At 59.7% G+C, this 21,114-nt stretch carries 22 protein-coding genes; 11 read left to right on the plus strand and 11 right to left on the minus strand.

Translation table 11 applies throughout. The features are described from left to right. The first annotated feature begins 646 nt into the window (after window positions 1-646). Window positions 647-2,509: an alpha/beta fold hydrolase gene (locus DBP26_RS27125; protein WP_218565085.1), complete on the plus strand. Its 1,863-nt coding sequence runs from the start codon at window positions 647-649 to the stop codon at window positions 2,507-2,509. A gap of 102 nt (window positions 2,510-2,611) precedes the next feature. Continuing rightward, window positions 2,612-3,469: an oxidoreductase gene (locus tag DBP26_RS18170; RefSeq protein ID WP_108239029.1), complete on the plus strand. Its 858-nt coding sequence runs from the start codon at window positions 2,612-2,614 to the stop codon at window positions 3,467-3,469. Window positions 3,470-3,504: 35 nt separating this feature from the next. On the opposite strand, the gene DBP26_RS18175 is transcribed toward DBP26_RS18170, so the two are convergent. The 3 genes from DBP26_RS18175 to DBP26_RS18185 all read right to left on the minus strand — a co-directional run bounded on the left by DBP26_RS18175 (window position 3,505) and on the right by DBP26_RS18185 (window position 5,378). After that, entirely contained in the window at window positions 3,505-4,203 is a 699-nt protein-coding gene (locus DBP26_RS18175; RefSeq protein WP_108239028.1) for an anti-sigma factor, read from the minus strand. Continuing rightward, on the minus strand, window positions 4,200-4,748 hold the full coding sequence (locus tag DBP26_RS18180; RefSeq protein ID WP_108239027.1) for a sigma-70 family RNA polymerase sigma factor: 549 nt from the start codon (window positions 4,746-4,748) through the stop codon (window positions 4,200-4,202). Before DBP26_RS18180 ends, DBP26_RS18175 begins: the two co-directional genes overlap by 4 nt. A gap of 102 nt (window positions 4,749-4,850) precedes the next feature. Continuing rightward, entirely contained in the window at window positions 4,851-5,378 is a 528-nt protein-coding gene (locus DBP26_RS18185) for a DUF3455 domain-containing protein (protein ID WP_108239026.1), read from the minus strand. A gap of 169 nt (window positions 5,379-5,547) precedes the next feature. Between DBP26_RS18185 and DBP26_RS18190 the strand changes: the two genes are divergently transcribed. From DBP26_RS18190 to DBP26_RS18200, 3 genes are all read left to right on the plus strand, one after another. Further along, window positions 5,548-6,120 carry a sigma-70 family RNA polymerase sigma factor gene (locus DBP26_RS18190; RefSeq protein ID WP_218565084.1) on the plus strand — a complete coding sequence of 191 codons (573 nt, stop codon included), beginning with the start codon at window positions 5,548-5,550 and terminating at the stop codon, window positions 6,118-6,120. After that, window positions 6,117-6,824, plus strand: a complete 708-nt coding sequence (locus DBP26_RS18195) for an anti-sigma factor (protein ID WP_108239025.1) — start codon at window positions 6,117-6,119, stop codon at window positions 6,822-6,824. Before DBP26_RS18190 ends, DBP26_RS18195 begins: the two co-directional genes overlap by 4 nt. Window positions 6,825-6,961: 137 nt before the next feature. After that, entirely contained in the window at window positions 6,962-7,459 is a 498-nt protein-coding gene (locus DBP26_RS18200; RefSeq protein ID WP_108239036.1) for a fasciclin domain-containing protein, read from the plus strand. Window positions 7,460-7,891: 432 nt separating this feature from the next. On the opposite strand, the gene DBP26_RS18205 is transcribed toward DBP26_RS18200, so the two are convergent. Continuing rightward, window positions 7,892-8,203 carry a hypothetical protein gene (locus DBP26_RS18205; protein ID WP_256600536.1) on the minus strand — a complete coding sequence of 104 codons (312 nt, stop codon included), beginning with the start codon at window positions 8,201-8,203 and terminating at the stop codon, window positions 7,892-7,894. 67 nt (window positions 8,204-8,270) lie between these two features. Continuing rightward, complete coding sequence (locus tag DBP26_RS18210) at window positions 8,271-8,774, minus strand: DinB family protein (RefSeq protein WP_108239023.1); 504 nt, start codon at window positions 8,772-8,774, stop codon at window positions 8,271-8,273. Window positions 8,775-8,919: 145 nt separating this feature from the next. On the opposite strand from DBP26_RS18210, the gene DBP26_RS18215 reads away from it, so the two are divergent. Beyond that, the gene (locus tag DBP26_RS18215) at window positions 8,920-9,708 is read left to right on the plus strand and encodes a nucleotidyltransferase domain-containing protein (protein WP_108239022.1); all 789 of its coding nucleotides are present in this window, start codon (window positions 8,920-8,922) and stop codon (window positions 9,706-9,708) included. 218 nt (window positions 9,709-9,926) lie between these two features. Here DBP26_RS18215 and DBP26_RS18220 read toward each other — a convergent pair whose 3' ends face one another. Beyond that, window positions 9,927-11,006 (minus strand): zinc-binding alcohol dehydrogenase family protein, encoded by a 1,080-nt coding sequence (locus tag DBP26_RS18220; RefSeq protein ID WP_108239021.1) that lies wholly within the window; start codon window positions 11,004-11,006, stop codon window positions 9,927-9,929. 103 nt (window positions 11,007-11,109) lie between these two features. On the opposite strand from DBP26_RS18220, the gene DBP26_RS18225 reads away from it, so the two are divergent. Beyond that, the gene (locus tag DBP26_RS18225; protein WP_158541394.1) at window positions 11,110-11,883 is read left to right on the plus strand and encodes a helix-turn-helix transcriptional regulator; all 774 of its coding nucleotides are present in this window, start codon (window positions 11,110-11,112) and stop codon (window positions 11,881-11,883) included. Window positions 11,884-12,174: 291 nt separating this feature from the next. Here DBP26_RS18225 and DBP26_RS18230 read toward each other — a convergent pair whose 3' ends face one another. Then, window positions 12,175-12,945 carry a helix-turn-helix domain-containing protein gene (locus DBP26_RS18230; RefSeq protein WP_108239019.1) on the minus strand — a complete coding sequence of 257 codons (771 nt, stop codon included), beginning with the start codon at window positions 12,943-12,945 and terminating at the stop codon, window positions 12,175-12,177. A 74-nt stretch (window positions 12,946-13,019) separates the two neighbouring features. On the opposite strand from DBP26_RS18230, the gene DBP26_RS18235 reads away from it, so the two are divergent. The 3 genes from DBP26_RS18235 to DBP26_RS18245 are packed head-to-tail and all read left to right on the plus strand — an operon-like array spanning window position 13,020 to window position 15,496. Further along, window positions 13,020-14,195, plus strand: coding sequence for a cytochrome P450 (locus tag DBP26_RS18235; RefSeq protein WP_177411088.1), 1,176 nt, complete (start codon window positions 13,020-13,022; stop codon window positions 14,193-14,195). Then, window positions 14,176-14,520, plus strand: coding sequence for an antibiotic biosynthesis monooxygenase (locus DBP26_RS18240; protein WP_108239018.1), 345 nt, complete (start codon window positions 14,176-14,178; stop codon window positions 14,518-14,520). The genes DBP26_RS18235 and DBP26_RS18240 overlap by 20 nt, the downstream gene beginning before the upstream one ends. A gap of 13 nt (window positions 14,521-14,533) precedes the next feature. Continuing rightward, window positions 14,534-15,496 (plus strand): SDR family NAD(P)-dependent oxidoreductase, encoded by a 963-nt coding sequence (locus tag DBP26_RS18245; protein ID WP_108239017.1) that lies wholly within the window; start codon window positions 14,534-14,536, stop codon window positions 15,494-15,496. Window positions 15,497-15,963: 467 nt separating this feature from the next. Here DBP26_RS18245 and DBP26_RS18250 read toward each other — a convergent pair whose 3' ends face one another. The 4 genes from DBP26_RS18250 to DBP26_RS18265 all read right to left on the minus strand — a co-directional run bounded on the left by DBP26_RS18250 (window position 15,964) and on the right by DBP26_RS18265 (window position 20,172). Then, a complete protein-coding gene (locus DBP26_RS18250) occupies window positions 15,964-17,241 on the minus strand; it encodes a HAMP domain-containing sensor histidine kinase (RefSeq protein WP_108239016.1) in 1,278 nt (425 codons plus the stop codon). Between the two features lie 22 nt (window positions 17,242-17,263). Further along, the gene (locus tag DBP26_RS18255; protein ID WP_108239015.1) at window positions 17,264-17,971 is read right to left on the minus strand and encodes a response regulator transcription factor; all 708 of its coding nucleotides are present in this window, start codon (window positions 17,969-17,971) and stop codon (window positions 17,264-17,266) included. Between the two features lie 93 nt (window positions 17,972-18,064). Further along, window positions 18,065-18,877, minus strand: coding sequence for a MipA/OmpV family protein (locus DBP26_RS18260; RefSeq protein ID WP_108239014.1), 813 nt, complete (start codon window positions 18,875-18,877; stop codon window positions 18,065-18,067). Further along, on the minus strand, window positions 18,874-20,172 hold the full coding sequence (locus DBP26_RS18265) for a fumarylacetoacetate hydrolase family protein (RefSeq protein ID WP_158541393.1): 1,299 nt from the start codon (window positions 20,170-20,172) through the stop codon (window positions 18,874-18,876). Before DBP26_RS18265 ends, DBP26_RS18260 begins: the two co-directional genes overlap by 4 nt. Window positions 20,173-20,837: 665 nt before the next feature. Here DBP26_RS18265 and DBP26_RS18270 point away from each other — a divergent pair. Next, on the plus strand, window positions 20,838-21,104 hold the full coding sequence (locus DBP26_RS18270) for a DUF2790 domain-containing protein (protein WP_108239012.1): 267 nt from the start codon (window positions 20,838-20,840) through the stop codon (window positions 21,102-21,104). Window positions 21,105-21,114: the final 10 nt, after the last annotated feature.

Genomic DNA, 21,114 nt, shown 5'->3' on the forward strand with positions numbered 1-21,114 from the left:
GAGCAAGCGGTTTCCCCCATTTGCCAAGACAAATGGGGCCGCTGTAAAAGCGGAACGGTGAATCAGCGTCACCCTCGCCAATGGATCAGCCCTCGGTGTCGAGACCCGTTTAACCTTGTCTTAGGCGCCGCTGAGATCGGAGCAGATCCGTTTGCGCGTGGGCTGGGAGTTGGGATTTCGCCCCTTACGGGCGACTCTCGCGGCTCCCGGCCGCTCAACCCACTCCACGACACCTCCGCTCAGCCTGCACCCAAGTCGCGTTCGGCGGTGACTGGGCTGTTTGTGTAGGGAAGATCAAAAGCGAAGAGCGAAGCGTCGTTTGCGTGACCCTCGCCAATGGATCAGCTCGCTGTAAACCGGACCGATGGGGTGCGGCAACCCGCCGCTTTACCTGCCGTCGCCGCCGTCCGGTCGACCTGAACAACATTCAGCCCCTCCCCCCTCCTCGCACCCGCCAGCCTTCACTGGCGGTGCCCATCCGACATCGCGCAAGTCGCTCAACGCGCAAGCATCCGACATCACCGACCTTGCGCCCTCGTACAAAAATGAACGCAGAAGTTGCACGGATGGCAGTCCCGCAGCCCGCGCCGAACTCACATACTCAATCGCATGCAAGTGACGCAACCTGCAAACCGGAGGATTGAACATGAACATTGGCTTTATCGGAACGGGCAGCATGGGCCGCGCCATCATTCCATTGCTCATCGAGGCCGGCCATCGCGTGTCAGCCTGGAACCGCAGCGCTGATGCGCTGGTCGACCTGCAAGGCGTGATAGCCCTGGATTCACCGGCGGCCGCGTTTCAGGAAGACGTCGCGATCAGCATGCTGGCCGATGATCGCGCCGTCAGGGAGGTGCTACTGACTTCCGGGGCACTGAATGGTGCGGACAAGGCGTGCATTCACATTGTGATGTCGACGCTCTCACCGCTGCTCATCGAAGAGCTGCAAGCCCTCCATCTTGACGCGGGTGTCGCACTGGTCGCCGCGCCCGTGTTCGGCGTGCCGGCCGTGGCAGCACGGGGTGAGATGAACATCATGGCCGCAGGGTCGCCTGCAGCGATCGCCACGGTCCAGCCGATCTTCGATGTGCTGGGGAAGAAGACCTGGCGCCTTGGCGCCCACCCGGTTCAGGCCTGCATCGCGAAAATCGCCGGCAACATGATGATTACCCATGCGATCCAGTCGCTGGGTGAGGCGAGTGCCCTCGCCGAGCGTTACGGATTGAGCCCGGCCGCTTTCATCGAATTGATGACCCAGACCCAGTTCCCCAGCCCCAGTTATCAGCGTTACGGGCAGAACATCGTCAACGGCACCTATGAGCCAGGCTTCAAACTGGCCTTGGGGCTCAAGGACATCAACCTGGCCATCGATGCCGCCCTTCGCAAGGACCTCGGTTTACCGGGAGCCGATGCGGTCCGCTCGAAGATGACCGCGGCGCTGGCCCATGGGCTAGGGCACAAGGACTGGTCGTCGTTCGCCACGGAAACCGTCACCCGTTCGGCGCAGGCGTCCGAGCAACCATGGCTCACAGCAGCCGTGACCCGCTCCCGCCGTGGCCATTTCTGGATCACTGGGCCGCGCGTCACCCAAAACGGCAAGCATTACCAGAAAGGCCCCATGTACGTGGCTTGGGAGGCGCCCGAGTTCGTCACTCAGCCCTACCCTGTCGTGCTGGTTCATGGCGGAACGCTGCAAAGTACCGAGTGGCTGGACACACCCGACGGTCGGCCAGGTTGGGCGCAGCGGTTCGTCGAAGCGGGCTTCGTGGTGTTTCGCGTAGACCGCCCGGGCCACGGTCGTTCGCCTTATCACCCAGACATCATGGGGCCGATGGGCCCTGCGTTTTCCTACGAACGTGGGCGCGAGGTGTATTTCCCAGAGGGCGGCGGTGAAACCCAATGGCCGTTCGCGCCAGACGATGAGGCTGCCTTCGATGCGTTCATCGCCGCCTACGGACCGATGCCGGCCGACTTGGCGGCTGGCCAGGCCCTGGACGCTGACCGGTTGGCGCAATTGCTCGACAAAATCGGCAAGGCCATCGTTGTCACCCATTCAGCCTCCGGTCCCCTCGGCTGGCTGGTGGCCGACCGTCGCCCCGACCACGTGGTTGCGATCGTGGCAGTTGAGCCGATGGGCCCGGTGTTTGGCCAAACACCAGGTATCGGCACGCTGGATTGGGGCCTGACGGCAGCGCCCATTACGTTCGACCCACCTCACGAGACGCCGGAACAGGTCCGGAAAGCGGCCACGTCCACGCTGAGGATTCCTGCCCTGGAGGGCTTGCCGGTCGCACTGCTGACAGGCGAAACGTCGGTATTCGCCACCTTTGCGTCCAGCATCGTGCCGTTCCTGCACAACGCCGGCGCGAGGGTCGATCACCTGGACCTGCCTGCGTTAGGCATCCGCGGTAACGGGCATGGCTTGATTTACGAGCGTAATTCCGACGCGTCGTTTGCGGTGGTGACGCGATGGCTCGCCGATGCCGTGAAGGCGGCCGAGCCCGCATGAACCACTGAAAGGTCGGTCATCGACCGGCCCAATTCATTTTCCCCGGCCTGTGCCATCAGACCGATGCACACGCCTTCGGCACGTTTGCAGGAGATACATGCGATGAGGAAGACCTGGTTGATTACCGGCTGCTCGAATGGCCTCGGCCATGCGCTGGCACAGGCGGTGCTGGAACGCGGCGACCGATTGGTTGCAACTGCTCGCAATGTCGAGACGCTTCGAGACTTTGAGCAGCGCTACCCCGAACACGTGCGAGTCGCTCATCTTGACGTCACCGTCCCCCACACGGCGGTGAGCGCGGTCGCGGTGGCGCAAGAAGCGTTCGGCGGCCTGGACGTGCTGGTCAACAATGCGGGCTACGGCATGATTGGCGCCGTCGAAGAAGGCTCGCCTGACGAATACCGGGCGTTGTTCGATACCAACGTGTTCGGCCTGATCGAAGTGACCAAGGCGGCGTTGCCCGCCCTGCGCCAGCGAGGCAACGGGAGGATCGTCAACCTGTCATCCGGAGCGGGGGTATCCGGCTCGGCGGGGTACGGCTACTACAACGCGAGCAAGTTCGCGGTGGAAGGTCTGTCAGAAGCGCTGGCCCAGGAAGTGGGCCCGCTGGGCATAGCCGTCATCATCGCCAAGCCAGGGCCGTTTCGTACGGCGTTTCTTGGCCGTTCAGTGGTGCTCGCGGCGCAGGAGCTTCCCTTCTATGCCGAGACGGCCGGAACCAAGCGCCAATACAGCAGGACTCGAGACGGGCAGCAAAGCGGTGACCCGGCAAAAGCCGCCCGCGTGATCCTGGCGGCGGTGGACAGCCCTCACCCACCGCTGCACCTCCCGGTCGGGGCGGTGGTGTTCGACATCATCGACAAGAAAATCGCCTCGCTCGAAGCCGACACTGCGGCGTGGCGAAGCGTGGCAAGCCAGACGGATTTCGAATCTGCCGGGCACTCTCCGGAGGCTCGCTGATCGGAACCCGCCCCGACGCACGCCCCGAAAAGACCTCATATCACTTTTACCGCCCGACCAATGAACTTGATCGGGCCGGTGGGCAATCCGGTCGGGGAGCCGCCGGCTTTCTCCAAGGTCAACTCGAACAACTGGTTGGGTTCTAGAGGAGGCAGCCTGTCCAGCGGAACGCGGTTGGAGGTCCCTGGCTTGACCAGCCCCAGCGAAACCGGCGCGCGCCACTGCTCGCCCTTGGTCCAGAACTGCAACGCCATGCCGTCGGGAACCGAATCCTGAGCCAACGGAAGGAGCGCGATGGATCGGTCATCGTTGGCTTGGACCACCCAACCCGGCGCCTGGCTGGTGGGGGCGACCAACACCACGACATATTGGGTGGTGACGGGGGACGCGGTCAGCAGTGTGAGTGCCAGCACCAGGCTCGCCGCAAGCCCTGCCGCGCTCAGCCCTTGCCACAGCCCCAAGCGCTGCCACACACGGACTCGTGGCAGCGTTGACGGCGTGGCAAGCTCAGCGAGGCTGCGCTGGATACGGCCCCACAAACGGGCGCTGGGTGGCAGCGGTGCCGCCAGCGAGGTGAGTTCGAGCAAACGCGCCTCCCACGCATCCACGGCGTCGCGCAGCGAAGCATCGGTGCGCAGGCGTTCGGTCACGTCGTCATGCTGCTCGGCCGACAGCGTTCCCAATACATATTCGCCCGCCAGTGCATCCAGCGCTTCCAGGGATTCGGACTTCATTCGAGACACTCCCGCAGCGCTTTGAGGCTGCGCGTGATCCAGGCCTTCACGGTCCCCAGAGGCGCCCCCAGCAGACCAGCAATCTCGGCATGGCTGCAGCCGTCCACGTAGGCATGCAGGATGCAGCGCTGCGGTGCGGGTTGCAGTTGCTCGAGGCAACGGTAAATCTTCGCTGACCCGGACCACAGCGCTCGGTCGTCATCGGTACCAGGCACCGTGGCCAGGCTGTCGATGCCGGACCCGTCCAACGGGGTTTCCCGCCGCGTATCTCGTATCGCGTTCAGTGCCAGATGCCGCGTGATGCTGTAAATCCAACCTCGCGCCGAGCCCCGGGCGGGATCGTAGCTGGCGGCACGAGTCCAGATACGGATCATCGCGTCGTGGACAATGTCTTCGGCGGTGGCGTCGTCCCGGGCGATGCGCCGCGCCACACCCAGCATGCGCGCTCCTTCGTGATCGTACAGCGCCTGCAGGGCGCTCCGGTCGCCCTGTGCACAGGCCTCGAGGCAGCGATGGAAATCAAAGGAAACGGCGGGCGAATTCAACGTGTGCGATGTCCTTGTACATGACAGGGTGCCCCGGCCATCCAGCCGGGGGCTGCCCAAGAGCGTAGAAGATGAAAGGCAAGGCGTCTGCCTACTCGTCATTCACCTGGCTGTCCAGAACACATAGTCTGCCTGGTAGTTGACGACCTCCTGTGTGCCCTTGTTCTGCGCGGTGCATGCGCTCGTGGGCGCCACGCCCCCGCGGGTGGCCAAGCGCTGGATGTAACTGACGCCCTGCATTGCGCCCTTGCCCTCGGCCGGATTGGCCTTGACCAACTGGTAAGGCAAGTCGCCCTCAGCCGCTTTCGCCACCGCCAACTGGGTGCCGGTGACTTTCGAACCATCCTTTGCCTGCCAGGTCGCCGGTGGGCCGAAATAGTCGCCTATCGGTTTGCCTGCGCGATCGTTCAACACCGCTTTGGGGCCGACGAAGGTCCACTCGGTCTGACCGGGGGCGTTCGCTTTATCACGGCACTGGTAGGTGATCTCGCCGACACCCACGGTTTCCAGCATGACACTGTGCCCGTCGGGAACCTTGACGGCATCGGGCAGGGTGGACTGGGCGTGCGCAGTCTGCAGACCGAGGGCGAGGCTGCAGGCGAAGAGGCAGGCAGTGGTGTTGATATTCATGGGCAGAGCTCCTGACAGGTCATTTGGCTGGGCAGCACCGGCCGCCCATTACCATTACCCGCCAGCCAGCGCTTTGGATGCAGGGCATGAAAAAAACTTTCGCCCTCCCTGTTCAGCGGCACTGGCAAAGCAGGCTAGAGTGGATGCATAGGTCGCAGGAGACAGCCCTTTGCCCAACAGTTCGGATGCAGCGCATGCCCTGGAGAACGACGATCCCCTGGCGCTGAATGTTTTGGTAAAGGCCTGTGCTGGCGGCAGCCGATGGGCGTTCGAAACGCTGTATCGCGCCACCTCCGCTCGGTTGTTCGGCATCTGCCTGCATTACCTGGCCAACCGCGCCGAGGCCGAAGAGGTTCTGCAGGAGGTGTACGTCAGCGTGTGGCTCAAGGCTTCCAGCTTCGACCCGACGCAGGCCAGCGCCAGCACCTGGATGGCGAGCATCGCTCGACACAAAGCCATCGACCGGCGCCGCGCTCGACGCGTGCACGAGCCTCTGGGCACCTTTTCGCAATTAACCGCCGGGGACACGGTCGTCGACAGTGTCGAACGCGAGCGTCAGGGGAGCGCCATCGACCGCTGCCTGGAGACGTTAGAAGAAGCGCAACGGCGCTATATCCGCTTCGCCTTTTTCGAGGGCTGTTCTTATGCCGAACTGGCCGAACGGCACAGCATCGCGCTGGGCACCATGAAAAGCTGGATCCGACGTGGACTGCAGCGCCTGGGGAGGTGTCTGGGGCTATGAACGAGAACGATTTGCCGCCAACCGACGACCGCGACACCTTGATAGCGGAATACGTGCTGGGCGTGCTTGCCAGCGAGGAGCGTGCCCGGGTCGAGGCCCTGGCGGCACGCGATTCCACGGTTCGCGCCGCGATTTCAGCCTGGCAGTCTCATTTCGAGGGCTGGCTTGGACAGTTGCCTGAAGTCAGGCCCCCCGCCTCTGTATGGGAGGCAATCGATCAGCGACTGTTTGCGACCCGTGCCTCCGAGCCGGAAAAACGGCCAGGGCTATGGCGCAATCCCGGTTTCTGGCGATGGGCTTGCGCCGCGTTGGCGGCGTGCTTGCTGGTCAGCCTGCTTCCCTGGGTCCAGCCTGGCCACCCTGCAGCCCCCGCGATGCTCGCCCGCCTGGAACAGAACGACGGCCACCTGCTGTTCGCCGCAACGGTGCAACCTGGGGCGCAAACTGTGGTGTTCGTACCCACGGGAGCCACGACCTGGCAGGGTCGCAGCGCCCAAGCCTGGATCATCGCGGGAGATGGGAAACCGCGTTCCCTCGGCCTGTTGCCGCCGAACGCGCCCGCCGCACTGAACATACCGGCGGAACTAGTGGGAGCGATCACCAAGGGGGCGGCGCTGGCGGTGTCGTTGGAGCCGCCGAACGGCTCGCCAACCGGTCTGCCTACCGGCCCCGTGATCGCCCAAGGAAAAATATCGACGTTGTGATGCATCCGTTCAGGCGCCTGCTGCGTATATCTCTCACCTTCATCCGAAGGGTCGAAGAATCCAGGAGACGCATCATGCTTAAAATCATGCACCGCATTGCCGCTACCAGCCTTGCCGTTCTGTGTCTGGGGGCGTCCATGAGCTTCGCCGCCAGCCCGCCGATGGTGGGAGGTGCCGCGATGTATCCGGACAGGACCATCGTCCAGAACGCGGTGAACTCCAACGACCACACCACACTGGTGGCTGCAGTGAAAGCTGCGGGCTTGGTCGACACACTCAACAGCAAAGGGCCTTTCACGGTCTTCGCACCGACCAACGAGGCATTCGACAAGCTGTCTGCCGGTACCGTCGACACCCTAGTGCAGCCGCAACACAAGGCTGACTTGACCAAGATTCTGACGTACCACGTAGTGCCCGGCACGCTGACCGCCAAGCAATTGATGGCAGATGCCCAGGCTCACGGCGGCAAAGTGATGCTCAAAACCGTCCAAGGCGAGCCGCTGACCGTCATGATGCACGGTGGAAAGCTCTGGGTGATGGATGCCAAAGGCAGCAAGGCCGCTATCACCATCACCGATGTCATGCAGGCCAATGGCGTCATTCATGTCATCGACACCGTGCTGATGCCCAAGTAAGCGCATACAGCGAGGCGGACATCATGGGGTGTCCGCTTCAGGTCGTGTGGTGTCGGCCACGACAGACCGCCGTCGAACCATCGTCCCCCATTCGTGGACGGACACAAGAGACTTCTCATCCCCTCGACGGGCTTTTTCAGCGGCAGGATTGAGCACCAGACAGGCCGCTCTGCGCCTGAATGGGGGTTTGGAGCGAGTAGACCATTACAAACTGCTAGAAGAGGGATGATTGGGGGAGCCGCCTGAGCACTGGAAAGGTCCGAGCCTCTCCTGTGCACGATGCTTATTCATCCATGCGACGTCTCTGCAGGACATAGGTACTCGATTGGCAAGTGTCGAACGACACTAATCATTGATTTCGTACCCGCTGTTTTTGACTCGTTATCGCCCCCCTGTTTTCCGAACCTGCTCGCGCTTAGAAACGGGTGGCCATCATGCTCGGGTGAAAATCCGCCACAACATTTCTCTGATCGAATCCAGCCTAGCGTTTGCAGCGACTCGCTGCTCGGCATCGTCTCCAGCGACATAGACGTCAGAAAAACCCGACTTCGATCCGGCCATTGTTCGATAAATAGAAGCGGCCTGATCCCATTCGTCGCTATTGCTTGCAGGATTTTCTTTTAAAATCTGGACAGTCGCATCGATACCACCGTCAAAATCCTTGCACTTCTCATTGTGGTAAATCGCTTTCAAGTCAGTCAGCAAGCCGACAATTTCAAACGCTTGCACAAGTTCTTCTCTCATTTATCGGTGCAGGGAAGCCAAAAAATTCCCCACCAGCAACCTTCCAAGGCTCATGAACAGAAAGCGTCTACCCACCGGCCCGCTGGCGACGCTGCGGCTCGGCGCCATGAATGAACACGCTATAGGTATCGGCCGGACGTTTGCCGCCGCCCAGATCCAGGGCATGGCCAATCGCGCCCCGGTGGTAGGTGCCGTGGTTGATCAGGTGGAAGAAGATTTCCTGGCGCGTCATCGTCCCGTGCTGCCCGTCCGCAAACACAAAGCTTAAGGGGCTGCAAAGCTCCGTCGAGGCAAGGCGCGTCAGGTAATCGGTAGCCCAGGCGTTGCTTGCAGTCAGGCGCTGCGTAAGCACGCGCAGGTCAGGAACGACCTCGGTATTGGTTGCCGGATGTGGCGCTCGCTCGCCCAGCAGGCGGGCTTTGAACAGCTCCTCGACAATGACCATATGGTTGAGCTGTTGGCGCATGAATGCCAACCCTGGCGAGGCCGGATTTTTGTGTTCGAAGTCTGCCAACGCGGCCAAGGTGCGATCATCGGCCCACACTTTATAACGGTATGCATCCTCCAACATTTTCGCTTCCTACGCGTGGATTGAATTCCGGCGAAAGGGTAGCACTGCCGTGCAGGCGGCAGCTAACGGCCAAAAGCGGACGCTGGACAGCCCCCCGCGGTATGAGTAGCGTGCACTCGAAACATCGTCTAATTAGAGTTGGCTCATGGTTTCTATCGTTGTTCAAGAAGAGGTTCGAGACCGGCTACGTCGTGCTGAGAACGAGCATGACGTAAAAGTTCTTTTAGCTATTGAGTCTGGCAGTCGTGCCTGGGGTTTTGCCTCTCCCAACAGCGACTACGACGCACGCTTCATCTACGTAAATAAACCCGAGTGGTATCTCTCTGTCGGCCTCGAGGAGCAACGCGACGTCATTGAGTATCCGATCATTGACGACATGGATATCAATGGCTGGGATCTACGTAAGGCACTCAGGCTATTCTGGAAGTCCAATCCAGGCTTTGTGGAGTGGATACAGTCGACCATCATTTACGAGCATGCTGGCTGTTTCCACGAGCGGGCAAAGGAGTTATTGCCGCAGGTGTATTCGGTGGAGAGGGGCATCTACCACTATCGCAGCATGGCCAAAACCAACTATAGGGGATATTTGCAGGCCCTTCAGGTACCGATGAAAAAATACTTCTACGTTCTGCGCCCGCTGTTATCGGTGCGGTGGCTTGAGCAGTTTGGTACACCTGCCCCCATAGAGTTTGAGAAGCTGCGCGGTGTCATCGAGCGAGAGTCCGGGCTCCAGCAGGCCATTGATGAATTGCTTGCGATCAAGCGCGCGTCTCCGGAGATGGGGTTATCACCCCAGATCACTCCCATCCAACAATTCATTGAGCGTGAACTGAATCGACTTGAGTCGATTAAGCCTATACGCACCGAGCGCAAAGACGTCGAGCCATTACTTTCGGAGCTGTTTCGAACTGTACTCAAAGAAACCTGGGGATGAGGTGCCAGTATGAGGTGCCTAGGGAAATAAATCGTTTGAAAAACCGATGACGGATCGTCAAAGCAATGCGCACCCGTTCACTTTGACCGTCCGCTCCGGATCGACAGCAGACGTTGGCAGCCTCCCCCTATGCTGATGAGCAATTGGAGTGAGCCAAAAGCCGACTCAAATCGCTCATAGCATGAGTAGCCACAGAGCAGTTTGAATTTTCGAAATACTCAGGGTTGAAGCACGGTCATGCGAAAAGCACCTGCGTTACTCGCGGCATGTTCGACTGCTTCATTGACTGATGCTAGAGGAAAGGTGCTGACCGCGTAGTGACTCAGCGGAAGCAGGTGTGCGCGGATCAGGCCCACAAGGGTAGCCACTGCGCTACGCGGGTACATCCACTGGCCTGTCAGGGTGATGTTATTGCGCATCAGCCAAGGATAGGGCAACGCCAGGTCATCACCGCCCAGCATGCCAACGCCGCCCATCAAAACAACTCGGCCATAGGGCCGTACCGCCATGACCGCCGCACGTACCGTGGACGTTGTGACGGAGGGTGGGAGTATGTCCATGACGCAATCGATGGGCCCCTGCGCAGCAGCCTGCATCGCATCCCGGTCACGGGCCTCGTCGCCGCTGAGCACCACGGGCACTACCCGATCACCGAACCGTCGTAGCAGGTCGGCAAGGGTATCGGCATTGCGCCCGGGCGTCACAACGCGTGCAGCCCCCATCGCAAGCGCCACAAGAACGGCTGCACTGCCAAAGTGCCCGGTCGCGCCACTGACCAGTGCAGTTTCTCCGGGTCTCAGGCCTGCTGCCAGCCAGCCTCCATAAGGGATGAGCAAGGTATTGAGGGCGCACCACGCGGGAGCGGCTTCTGTCTGGATATCGCCAATGGGTACGGCGTTTTCAGTGGGCACCCGCATGACTTCTGCGAATGGCCCATCGTGGTAATAACGATGCAGATGCAGCCCCCCGTCACCGCGAGCGCTCCAGCCTTGGAGCACTATATCCGGCATCAGCGCATCATCCCGAGAACGTACGGTAGGATCACAGAACACCCAGTCTCCGCAACGCAGCCTTGTCGCGTCCGGCCCTACTTCCAACACCTGACCGATCGCGCCACAGCCCGGTATGAGTGGCAGCTCTATGTTGTAACGGCGAGCACCATTGAACACTTCGTTTGCGTAGGCCAGTACCGGAGCGGCCACGACGCCCACCAATACTTCGCCGCTGCCACGGGTGGGTGTAGGGACGGATTCAACGAAAAGGGGCTGATTCAAGGATTTCAAAATGGCGGCGCGCATGGTTATCTCCTTCTCACAAAGCGCCAGTGTGCGCGAGGCAGCGCTTGTAACAAGGGCGGCGCCTAACCTAGGATTGCCCACTCCCCCCTTCGATATTTCCGCCATGAGCCGACGCCGAGAACTGGGCCTGTTTCTTCGCTCCCGCCGTGAGGGCTTGACGCCTGAAGCCGTAGGCCTGGCCACTGGCTTGCGACGCCGCGCGCTCGGGCTGCGCCGTGAAGAGGTGGCCGAGCTTGCCGGTATCAGCGTGGATTGGTACACGCGCTTGGAGCAGGGCCGAGTCGGTTCGCCGTCGACACATACCCTCGATGCGTTGGCCCGCGCGCTACACCTCGCGCCGGCTGAGTACGCTCATCTGCAACTGCTCATCCAGCCCCACTCCGCACCTGCTGTACCGGCGCAACGAATACCTGCTGCGCTGGCACGCGTAGTCGAACAGTGGCAATACCCCTCTTACGTGGTCAACGAGCGCTGGGACCTGCTGGCCTGGAACGATGCAGCAGCTGCGGTGTTTGGTGATTTCGGCGGTCAGCCAGGAGAGTGTGCCAACCTGCTGCGCTATATGCTGCTGGATGAAACGGCCCAGCAGGTTTTCGGTGACACTTGGGCCGAGGAGGCGCAACGCATGGTGGGCAAATTCCGCAGACTGTATGACCAGCACGCCGGTTCGAAGGCATTCGACGCCCTCATCGGCGATCTCAATGACGCCTCTGCCTGCTTTGTCACTTGGTGGCAGCGGCACGACATCATCTCCCAAGGCACAGGGCGCAAACACTTGCGCGACCAGTCTGGCATCCTTCGCGCATTCGAATACCTCAGCATGCACCCGGCGGATGCACCTCAGTTGCGCTTGGCGTTATACATGCCGGTGGCCTGAGCGACAGACGGGGCGGGATTGCAGTTGCTTGGTCGGTGAGTGTTCGCTGTCGGCCAAGAGCCAACTCCCAACCTACTGCGGCTAACGACCCAGGGCTGCCCTTGGTCGTTATGGTTGGTTTGTACAATGAACGCTCAGCGGGTCACGATCCTGCGTCTTCAGCGGACAGCTGTCGACCCGAAGCGGTCGGTCGGCCACATGCACTCTCCCTTTCCTCGCTCAAGTGCTGCCGGTGCAGGACGCCTACTGAGCGACGATCCTTGCGATACCAATGCTGTGACTTAATTCGCACTAGGGCGCGTGGCTTCGTCGCACAGTGCGCCCAGCCAAACCATCACCTGCTCGTTGTATTTTATTCTCGCTTTCCAGCATGATCCCGAATCGGCCAGACAGCTCTTTTCGTCCCTTGGATGTCAATGCGAGTGCCCGACTGTCAAGGTCCTGGATGACCCATTTGCGGCTTATGGCCGTCTGCAGAAAAGCCGCTCCGAGCGCTCCGGCGAGATGAGGGCGCCGCATGCTCCAGTCCAGACAAGGGCACGCGAAACGACGGCGTAGTGCCTTTACTTTTTCTATATCAATACCGAGATCGGTCATGGCTTTTTCGCCGCTCATCGTGAGCTGATATGTCCTTTCCCCAGAAGCCGGCACCGTTAACCAGCCGACTTCCATGAAACGGTCATGCAGTTGCACAGCCAATGTTCCTGCCATGTGGTCATAACAGGTACGCGCGAACTGCAATCGGGTTGGGGTCGTGCACACATATCGGGTATCTGCGTTTTGGCTGATCACCATGAGCGCCTCGATAGCCTGAGCCACTTGCGCGTCGGCCAGACTGTAGTAGCGATGCCTGCCCTGGGTGTGCAACCTAACCAATCCGTCCTCTGTCAGTCTCGCCAAATGCGCGCTCGCCGTGGATGCACTCACGTCGGCGACGACGGCCATTTCGGTACTGGTACGGGCGTGACCGTCCATCAGCGAACAGAGCATTTTCGTCCTGGCCAATTCGGCAATAGCCCCGGCTACCCTGGAAATCGCGGTGTCAGTGCTTCGAGCATCCATATTTCGTTCCTGAGCGAATCGTCACCATGAAGGATGTTCGATAGTAGCCGTTCTTTGTGAACTGGACTTCCGGAATGACACCTTTTGAAGCCGCTACCCATTCAGATCCCTACATTTATTACTCAGGTCTCAGGCGACAAAACGGCCTGCTGTTCGATGCAGATCTTCGTTTATGGATTGCAAGCAGTGCCAAAGCTGTCGAAGCCATTCTGGGGCATCCTGACTGTCTGGTGCGTCCGCTAAACGAGCCGGTACCTCCTGCCATTGCGCAAGGTGTGGCAGGAGTGATTTTCGGTCGTCTGATGCGCATGAACGAGGGCCCGAAGCACCTATGCCCCAGGATGGCTATTGAACCTGCCTTGGCCTCTGTCGAGACAGATTGCATAGCGAACGTCGTGTCTCGCGTGTTCGAGACCCTCGATAACCCGGTCGAAAACCTAGATGAGTTAATGTTCACGTTACCGGTTTCTGTCGTTGCCGCCTTGATAGGCCTTCCATCCAGCCGGCTAAGGGAAGTCGCGAGGCTGACACGTAATTTTGTCGCCTGTCTGTCACCCTTAAGCGACAGCACTCAACTCGACGAAGCTCATTCCGGAGCCACTCGGCTTAGTCAGTTATTCAGCGCGCTGCTGAGTAAGGGCGATGAAAGTAGCCGCTTCTTGAGCCATATCTGGAGCGGGTGCGAAGCCTCCGCCTGGACAGATCATGATGCATTGATTGCTAACCTGATCGGCCTTTTGTCACAGACCTGCGAAGCCACCGCAGGCCTGATCGGCAATACCCTCGTAGCACTCCATCGTGACCCTGATCTGATTAAAGACATGCAACCCACGTTGACGCTCGTTGCAGACTTCGTGGAAGAAGTCGCGCGCTACGACTCGCCTGTGCAAAACACCCGGCGATTCGTTGCGAAGCGATGCACCATCGGGGACTGCGTCTTGGAGGCGGGTGATACCGTTCTAGTGTTGCTCGCTTCAGCCAATAGGGATCCCTACGCGAACCCAGACCCCGATAGCCTTTTGGTAAAACGGACGCAGCGACGAATCTTCAGCTTCGGCTCAGGAAGACATCAATGTCCCGGCCAACGACTTGCATTAGCGATCGCCTCTGAGGCGATTTCGGCATGGCTGCATCTACAACCAGCCTTATCTGCTCATCCTTACCGTTGGCGTTATTTGCCCTCGCTTAATGGTCGCGTCCCTCATTTTTATCGTGAACAGGAACTCAGCAATGATCGCCGTTATCTTTGAAGCATGGCCTCATGAGGATCAATACGAGCGGTATCTAGAACTTGCCGGTGAACTGAAACCATTGCTAGCAGAGCTGGATGGGTTCATCTCGGTTGAGCGTTTCCAAAGCCTAAGTGAACCGGGAAAGGTTCTCTCGCTGTCATTTTGGCGTGACGAGGAAGCCATCAAGCGTTGGCGCGGCCTTGAGCGGCATCGTGCGGCTCAATTAGCAGGCCGTAGGCAGGTTTTCGATGACTATCACCTGCGCGTCGCCCAAGTAGTTCGAGATTACAGTTTTGAGGATCGTGATCAAGCGCCGAGCGACAGCAAACAAGTTCATGAATGAAAGAGGACTCACCATGACCAGCAAACAGGTTCCCATCAACTCCGGTTACGGCGCGGCAACCACCGCCGCAGAGGTACTTGAAGGTTGCGATCTATCCAACACCACCGCCATTGTCACCGGGGGGCATTCCGGCCTGGGCCTGGAGACGACGAAAGCACTGGCGAACGCTGGCGCGCGCGTCGTTGTCGCGGCGCGTGATGTAGACGCTGCTCGCGCAAAAACGAGCGCAATCGCCAATGTAGAAATCGAGCGACTTGATCTTTCCGATCAGACCAGCATTCGTGACTTCGCTCAGCGTTTCCTGGCAAGCGACCGACACGTCGACATCCTGATCGGCAGCGCGGGGGTCATGGCTTGCCCAGAAACGCGGGTAGGAGCGGGTTGGGAGTCACAGTTCGCCACCAATCATCTGGGGCACTACGCCCTCGTGAATTTGCTATGGCCTGCGCTCAGGGGTCGAGCAAGGGTGGTAGTGGTGTCATCGGCGGGGCATCACCAATCGGGTATCCGTTGGGACGATGTGCAATTTACGCGGGGCTACGACAAGTGGTTGGCATACGGGCAGTCGAAGACGGCCAATGCATTGTTTGCTGTCCACCTTGATCGACTCGGTCAAGACGAGGGCGTACGGGCCTTCTCGCTTCACCCCGGCAAGATTCTCACTCCACTTCAGCGTCATCTGGCGCAGGATGAGATGATTGCCGCCGGCTGGCTCGACATCAACGGCCACCTTGCCGATCCAACATTCAAGACGACGCAGCAAGGTGCGGCAACCCAAGTTTGGGCCGCAACAGCCCCACAGTTGAATGGCATGGGAGGCCTCTACTGCGAGGACTGTGAGATCGCTTCGCTGGATGCAAGCGAACCACCATCCTTTGTCGGCGTTCGGCCTTATGCCGTCGACCCTGATCAAGCCGAACGCCTTTGGGCACTATCGGCTCGACTGACAGGTATTGACGCTTTTGAAAGGACATGAGTGATCGGTACAGAATGTCCACACCTCCGTTGCTATCTGTCCGAGGCTGAAAAATTTCTTTGGCTGCGCAGCGGAGAAACTGTCCATTGCCGCCACTGTCGCGCACGACGGAAGAACTGGGCGAAGACCCTGAACGAACAATTGGGATAGGCCAGGCGACTTCTTCGAAAGGTTACGTCCATTCAGAAAGCTCGATGAGCTTTGACAATAGTTCGCCCTCCTCTGCGCCGCATAACCTAACCGGCAGGGGGAGGTTCATCGCTCAAAAATGAATGTGAAACCGAACTCTGATTGCAACTGGCGGATCAGGATCAGAGAGGGGCGATGCAGAGACGATGCCCAGCTTGGGGCCATTAGAGGACCTGTTGACCAGGCGATGATTGACTCGCTTCGACTCAGCTCTAACGATGCGATAAGTCTGTAGCACGGAGATGTCGATCGGTGAAGGCTCCAGCTACATTGACCCTCTACGCAAAACGCAATTTCGCGACCGTTTGACCCGCACCCTCCGAAGCAATGAGCATGGTCCAGCCAAACCGTTCACAGATCCGGCGGGTGATAAACAAACCAAGACCTTGCCCACCACCCTGTTTAGTCGAATCGCCCAGGGCGCGGGTGTAACGTCGGGCGGCCTCGGCGGCATCGAAGTCGCCGGTACTGTTGACGATGCTGAGCCGGTTGGCGTCAAGGCTTATCAAGATGGGCCCTTCGTGGCTGTGTTCAGCCGCATTGCGCAACAGGTTGCTGACGACAATGCGCACCATGGCTTCGGGGCACTCAAGCACCACAGGATGGAGCTCATCGATCACGAACGCCGCGCCGGAGCCCTGCAGCAAATACCCATGATCTTCAATCAGCGCGGCAGTGAGGGTATCCAGCCGAGTGCTCTGCACGGGGCTGGTCAGGTCTGGCTCTCTGGACAGAAAGAGCAGCGCCGACATGATTTCTTTCAGAGTGCCGACCGTGGACTCAATTCGCGCGAGGGGGCGCTCTGCCTCAGGTGGCAGTTCATACAACTTGATCACGTCAACCGCGCCGGCAATCACTGCGATAGGCGTGCGAAATTCGTGGCTGGCCTGGTCCAGGAGGCTGCGCTCCCGTTCGATAAAGCGCTCTACCCGCTCCAGATGGCGGTTGACGATAAGCGCTATGTCTTGCAGCTCCTTCAAGGTGAAGTCGGTGGCGAGTCGTTGGGCCGGTTGTTCCGGGTCCAGTTGCTCCATTCGCTGCGCGAGCGCCTGCATCGGCCTTTTCATGGTGCGGTAAATCCAGAGGATCGCCCCCAGAATCATCACGCCACTTAGCAGAGCGATGAGCACGCTCACTCGCGCAGTCATGTTCTGATAGCTCTCAAGGTCCGTGATGTCGACGGACATGATGACGCGTCCGTCTGCCACCGGCGTTACGAGCACGGCATAACTGCGCTCGCTGTCGTAGAAGTCCAGTTGATGCTCATCGTGAAATCCCGCATCGAGCCGCGCGAAATAGCCGGGCATGTCCGCTGGCACCTCGTTGCTGGTAAGGTGCCAGCCCCGGATCACGCCGCTAGCGGGAAGAGGTTTGCCTGGGATCAGCCCTCCTCCAGACACATAGGGGTCGGTGCTCGATTGCAGAATCTCGTGCCAGACCGGATGCACGATCATTTGTTGGCTCAGGTTACCCTGAACTGTCAGCCCCGCCGCCAGGATCAGGCCGAAGACGAAAAAGATCGCGCTGATCCTGCGGCTCAGACTGCTGGCTGCCATGGATTGACCTCATTGGGTTGACTCATTCATCGGCTGCATGGAGACGATAACCGCTGCCTGCCACTGTTTTTATGAGCTTAAGTGAAGCCTCGCCATCAACGGCCTTGCGCAGCATGTACATGTGCGAGCGCAAGGCATCATGGTCCGGAACGCGGTCATTCCAGATCAGCGATTCTAGTTCATCCCGACGCACCAGATTGGGTGACCGCCGCATCAGAAACGCCAGCAGTGTTCGTCTCACAGGGGTCATGGGGATGGTCTTGCCGGCCCGGGTCACCCGCAAGGTGCCGAGGTCGAAGCGCAAGTCGGCCACTTCCAACACCTGGGATTCCAGTTGCGCGCCGTTCACCCGCTGGGTGACCACCCGCAGCCTGATCTCGAGCTCAGCAAGGGCCACCGGTTTGACGATGTAATCGTCCGCGCCGGTCAGGAACCCCTGAATCTTGTTCTCAACCTGATCCTTGGCCGTAATGACGATCACCGGGATGCGGGATTTCAATGTCGTGCGCAGCTTGGCCAACATCGTCATCCCGTCCATCCGCGGCATCATCCAGTCCAGGACAATGACGTCATAGCGCTCACTTGCCAACAGGCTTAGGCCCGTCTCCCCATCGGGGGCGGCGTCGGGGTGATGCCCGCAGGCCCGCAGGTAGTCGTAGATATTGGCAGCCAGGGCAGCGTTGTCTTCGATGATCAGAACGCTCAGGGCCTGCTTGACCGAGTTATCCATGCTTGACGCTCAATAATTGGAGCGGAAAGAGCCGCGCCTGTTTTCCATCGGCCACCCACTGCGCCTATTCGACCGGCCGGGGCGCGGTGCGGATCAGAAGCCTCGCGATATCCCGAAGAACGCGGACATCGAACCGTCGGTGTCGTTGTCCACCAGCGGGCTGTCGGTGATTTTACCGGGCAGGTGCGCGTACGACACATTGGCGACGAACGCCCAGCGTTCGGCGAATGGCCGGACGTAATCCAGCCCCACTCGTTGAAGGGTCGCGCGGCCGGGTCGGTAGTCGACGACACCGCGAGCGGTTTCGCCAGGCAGCGTACCGTAATAATAGTTCGCCAGCTTTTTCGAAAGATGGGCGACGCCGATGTGGGGCGTTAGGCTGTTCTGGCCCCACTGAATCGGGTAACCGTAGGTCAGGCCTGCCTCGTAGCCGTCGCTCGCGCTGCTGATGTCCCTTTTGATATTGAGCTCAAGCTCACCGAACGCGCCGCTCCAGCGGCCGGCCAAACCCAGGTCAACGCCGTCATCACGGTCTTTGAGCAACGACCGGTCGATCCCACGCTTGGCCAGCTCGCGCCTGCCGAAGTCCGATCGATCAATGCCGTCCATGCGTGCGGAAAGCGTTGCGTCGAAAGCAAACCCGTCGCGCTCGAACAGATGAGCGCCGCCTGCAATGCCGCGCCAGAATAAGCGCTCTCCTTCGTAACTGATCAGCGGAAACGGCGTCAGTTGCGCGTTCTGACCGGCGTACACGCCACTGGACAATGCGGCGCCAAGTCCGAGGCCCCAGCGCGCCTCCTGTGCTTGTTCAGTGAAAACCGGGCTGGATTCTGTGAGCGTGGTTTGCGCGTTGACGACGGTGGAAGCAACACAGACGGTCAAGGATAAAATCAGCGAAGGTTTCATTGCATCTCCTGACATGGAGTCGATTGAGGAAAGGCCAGGGGCCGCATGCAGGAAGAACTCTGAGCCACGAATGTCGTTGGAATGTCGCCGGGAAGTGCCGGATGGATTGCCGCAGAAGGTGTCGCCGAGATCACGTCGGTATCGATCCAGCCCAGGTAATTGCTGGAATACCGCACGGCGTTGCCAGGGCGCAGGTAGATGCCCTTGGCAATTTCGGCCGCCAGGTATTTTTCGATCACACCTCTTTGTTGAGCCCGGTCGGTTGCGCTTATCAGCGCATTGATGACATCGGGCCCCGGTTCCTTGAACACCACGCCCTCGCCCGTGCCGGTGAGAACGGCGGTACCGGTAGCGATGGCCGGCCGATCGACCATAGGGATGCGCCCGCCTTGGTACGACCACGTGCGCTTCTTCGCCTGAGCGAGTGTTTCCTGAACGATCATGCGCAGGTCCTTGATCATGTCACCCGCGTTCGCGTGCTGACGCCGCTCGCCGTCGACATGGGTTTCGATAACCACTCCGGCCAAAAAGGCTTTCCAGTCTTTGGGCACCACCAAAAATGGACCGACGGGGAAGCGGTCGCTGCCGCTTTTGGCGTCAGGGAAGCCGTCGCCGGAGGTGACATCTTTCAAGTTGATGTTCCTGACCAGCGTTGCCCGGTCGCTGAAGTCGCCGCAAAGAAAGAATCCCTTGCGGGCTTCATCGAAGTCGGCGACCGACCTCAGCTCTCGATCGAACCGTGCACACACTTCAACCTCGTAATCCATCAAAGCGCCCGGTGCCGCGACTAGTTTCGAGCGAGGGCCGCTGGCCGACGAAATCTTGGGGAACAGGAATGCTTCGTCGACGCCCACTTCTTTGCCGTGTTCCGGGTAATTGGTGCCCGCAGCGATATGCGCCACGCCCCTTGGCCCGACGCCGAGCAGTCGTCCCAGCGGATGCGTCTGCGTGCGGGACTTCTCCCCTGCCAGCGCATCGAGTTGCGCAACACCGAAGCGGTCGATGACGTCGAAGGCATCGGCGCTGTACAGCCCGGCGAGTTCACTCAAATCAATGGCCGTTACGCTGGCATCAGTGCGCGCGATAACCAGCAGCGTGCTGGTCACTGTGCCTTTTCGCACCTGAGCGAAGGTATGCGCAGTCGCCACAGGCGCGAGGCCGGGGGAAGTTGTGGAGGAAAGACTGGAAGGCGCCGCGCTGCAGCCGGGAATGGGCAATGCCAGCGCAAATGCCACGACCAATGCCAGCGGAAATGCCAGCTTCGAGGCGGGTACGGCGGTACGGTTTGAGGACATGGGAGGTCTCGATATGGGCTGATCGGGAGCGCCCATTCTGTTGACCTGCTGTCGTTGGTTTGTCGTCCGGAGTCGAACCGTCACCCTTTCAGGGGCAACGCATGGCTAGAAGTTTCCTGCTACGGCGTCGATCATTCACAAGGGGTTAGATCAGCTCAGCAGAGTGCTGGAGGCTGCAATCGGCCAGAAGCGGACACCTGGCCAGCGTGCCCGCTGCACCTGACTGGCAATGCGCCGGGACCTGATGAGCCAGCATCTTACGAAGAGGCTAGACCAGCTCCAGACGGTCAATGCGAGGTGACAACAAGCAGGCTAGCGGGGGTAATACCAAGGGCTTCCTCTAATTCGCATGAGGCCAATTGCGGCTCAAGTCGCCAAGCCGGAGTGGGCCATTCTCAATCTGAGAGATCCAGCGACATTTTTCCGATTGTGGGCCAAACGCATAAAAGTCTTTACCGGATTCCCGTCTATTTCTGCATCAGCCTCAGTCCTAAAGTTCGTCCTGCAGGCGCAAAACACGATTCAACTTGGGAAGCCTTCTCACCAGACGTCAAAAAGATAAATCAACTGGGAAGTTCATGCTTGGTATTGCGACCAACTACTCGTGGCGGCGTATCGACTAAATTTCTAACTAAGCATTTAGACTCGCATTGAGGAAATACATCATGAAAACTTCTATTACTCTCATCGCACTGTTGGGCTTCAGCGCTGCGGCAATGGCGCAAGAAGGTGCTGTCAGCGCTCAAGCACAACAGCCCATTGTCGAGCAATACAGCCATGCAACCCATCTCGACGTCGCCAGAGTTATTGCAGAAGACCAAGTACCGGATGTATGCGGAGTTGTACCTATGCATATGACCTATCAAGGCTCTCAGGGCAAAAGGCATACGCTGGCATATCAAGTGATGGGCAATGGTTGCAGCAACGGCTGATCAGTGACTT

The organism is Pseudomonas sp. RIT409, assembly GCF_003052515.2.
Classification (GTDB): domain Bacteria; phylum Pseudomonadota; class Gammaproteobacteria; order Pseudomonadales; family Pseudomonadaceae; genus Aquipseudomonas.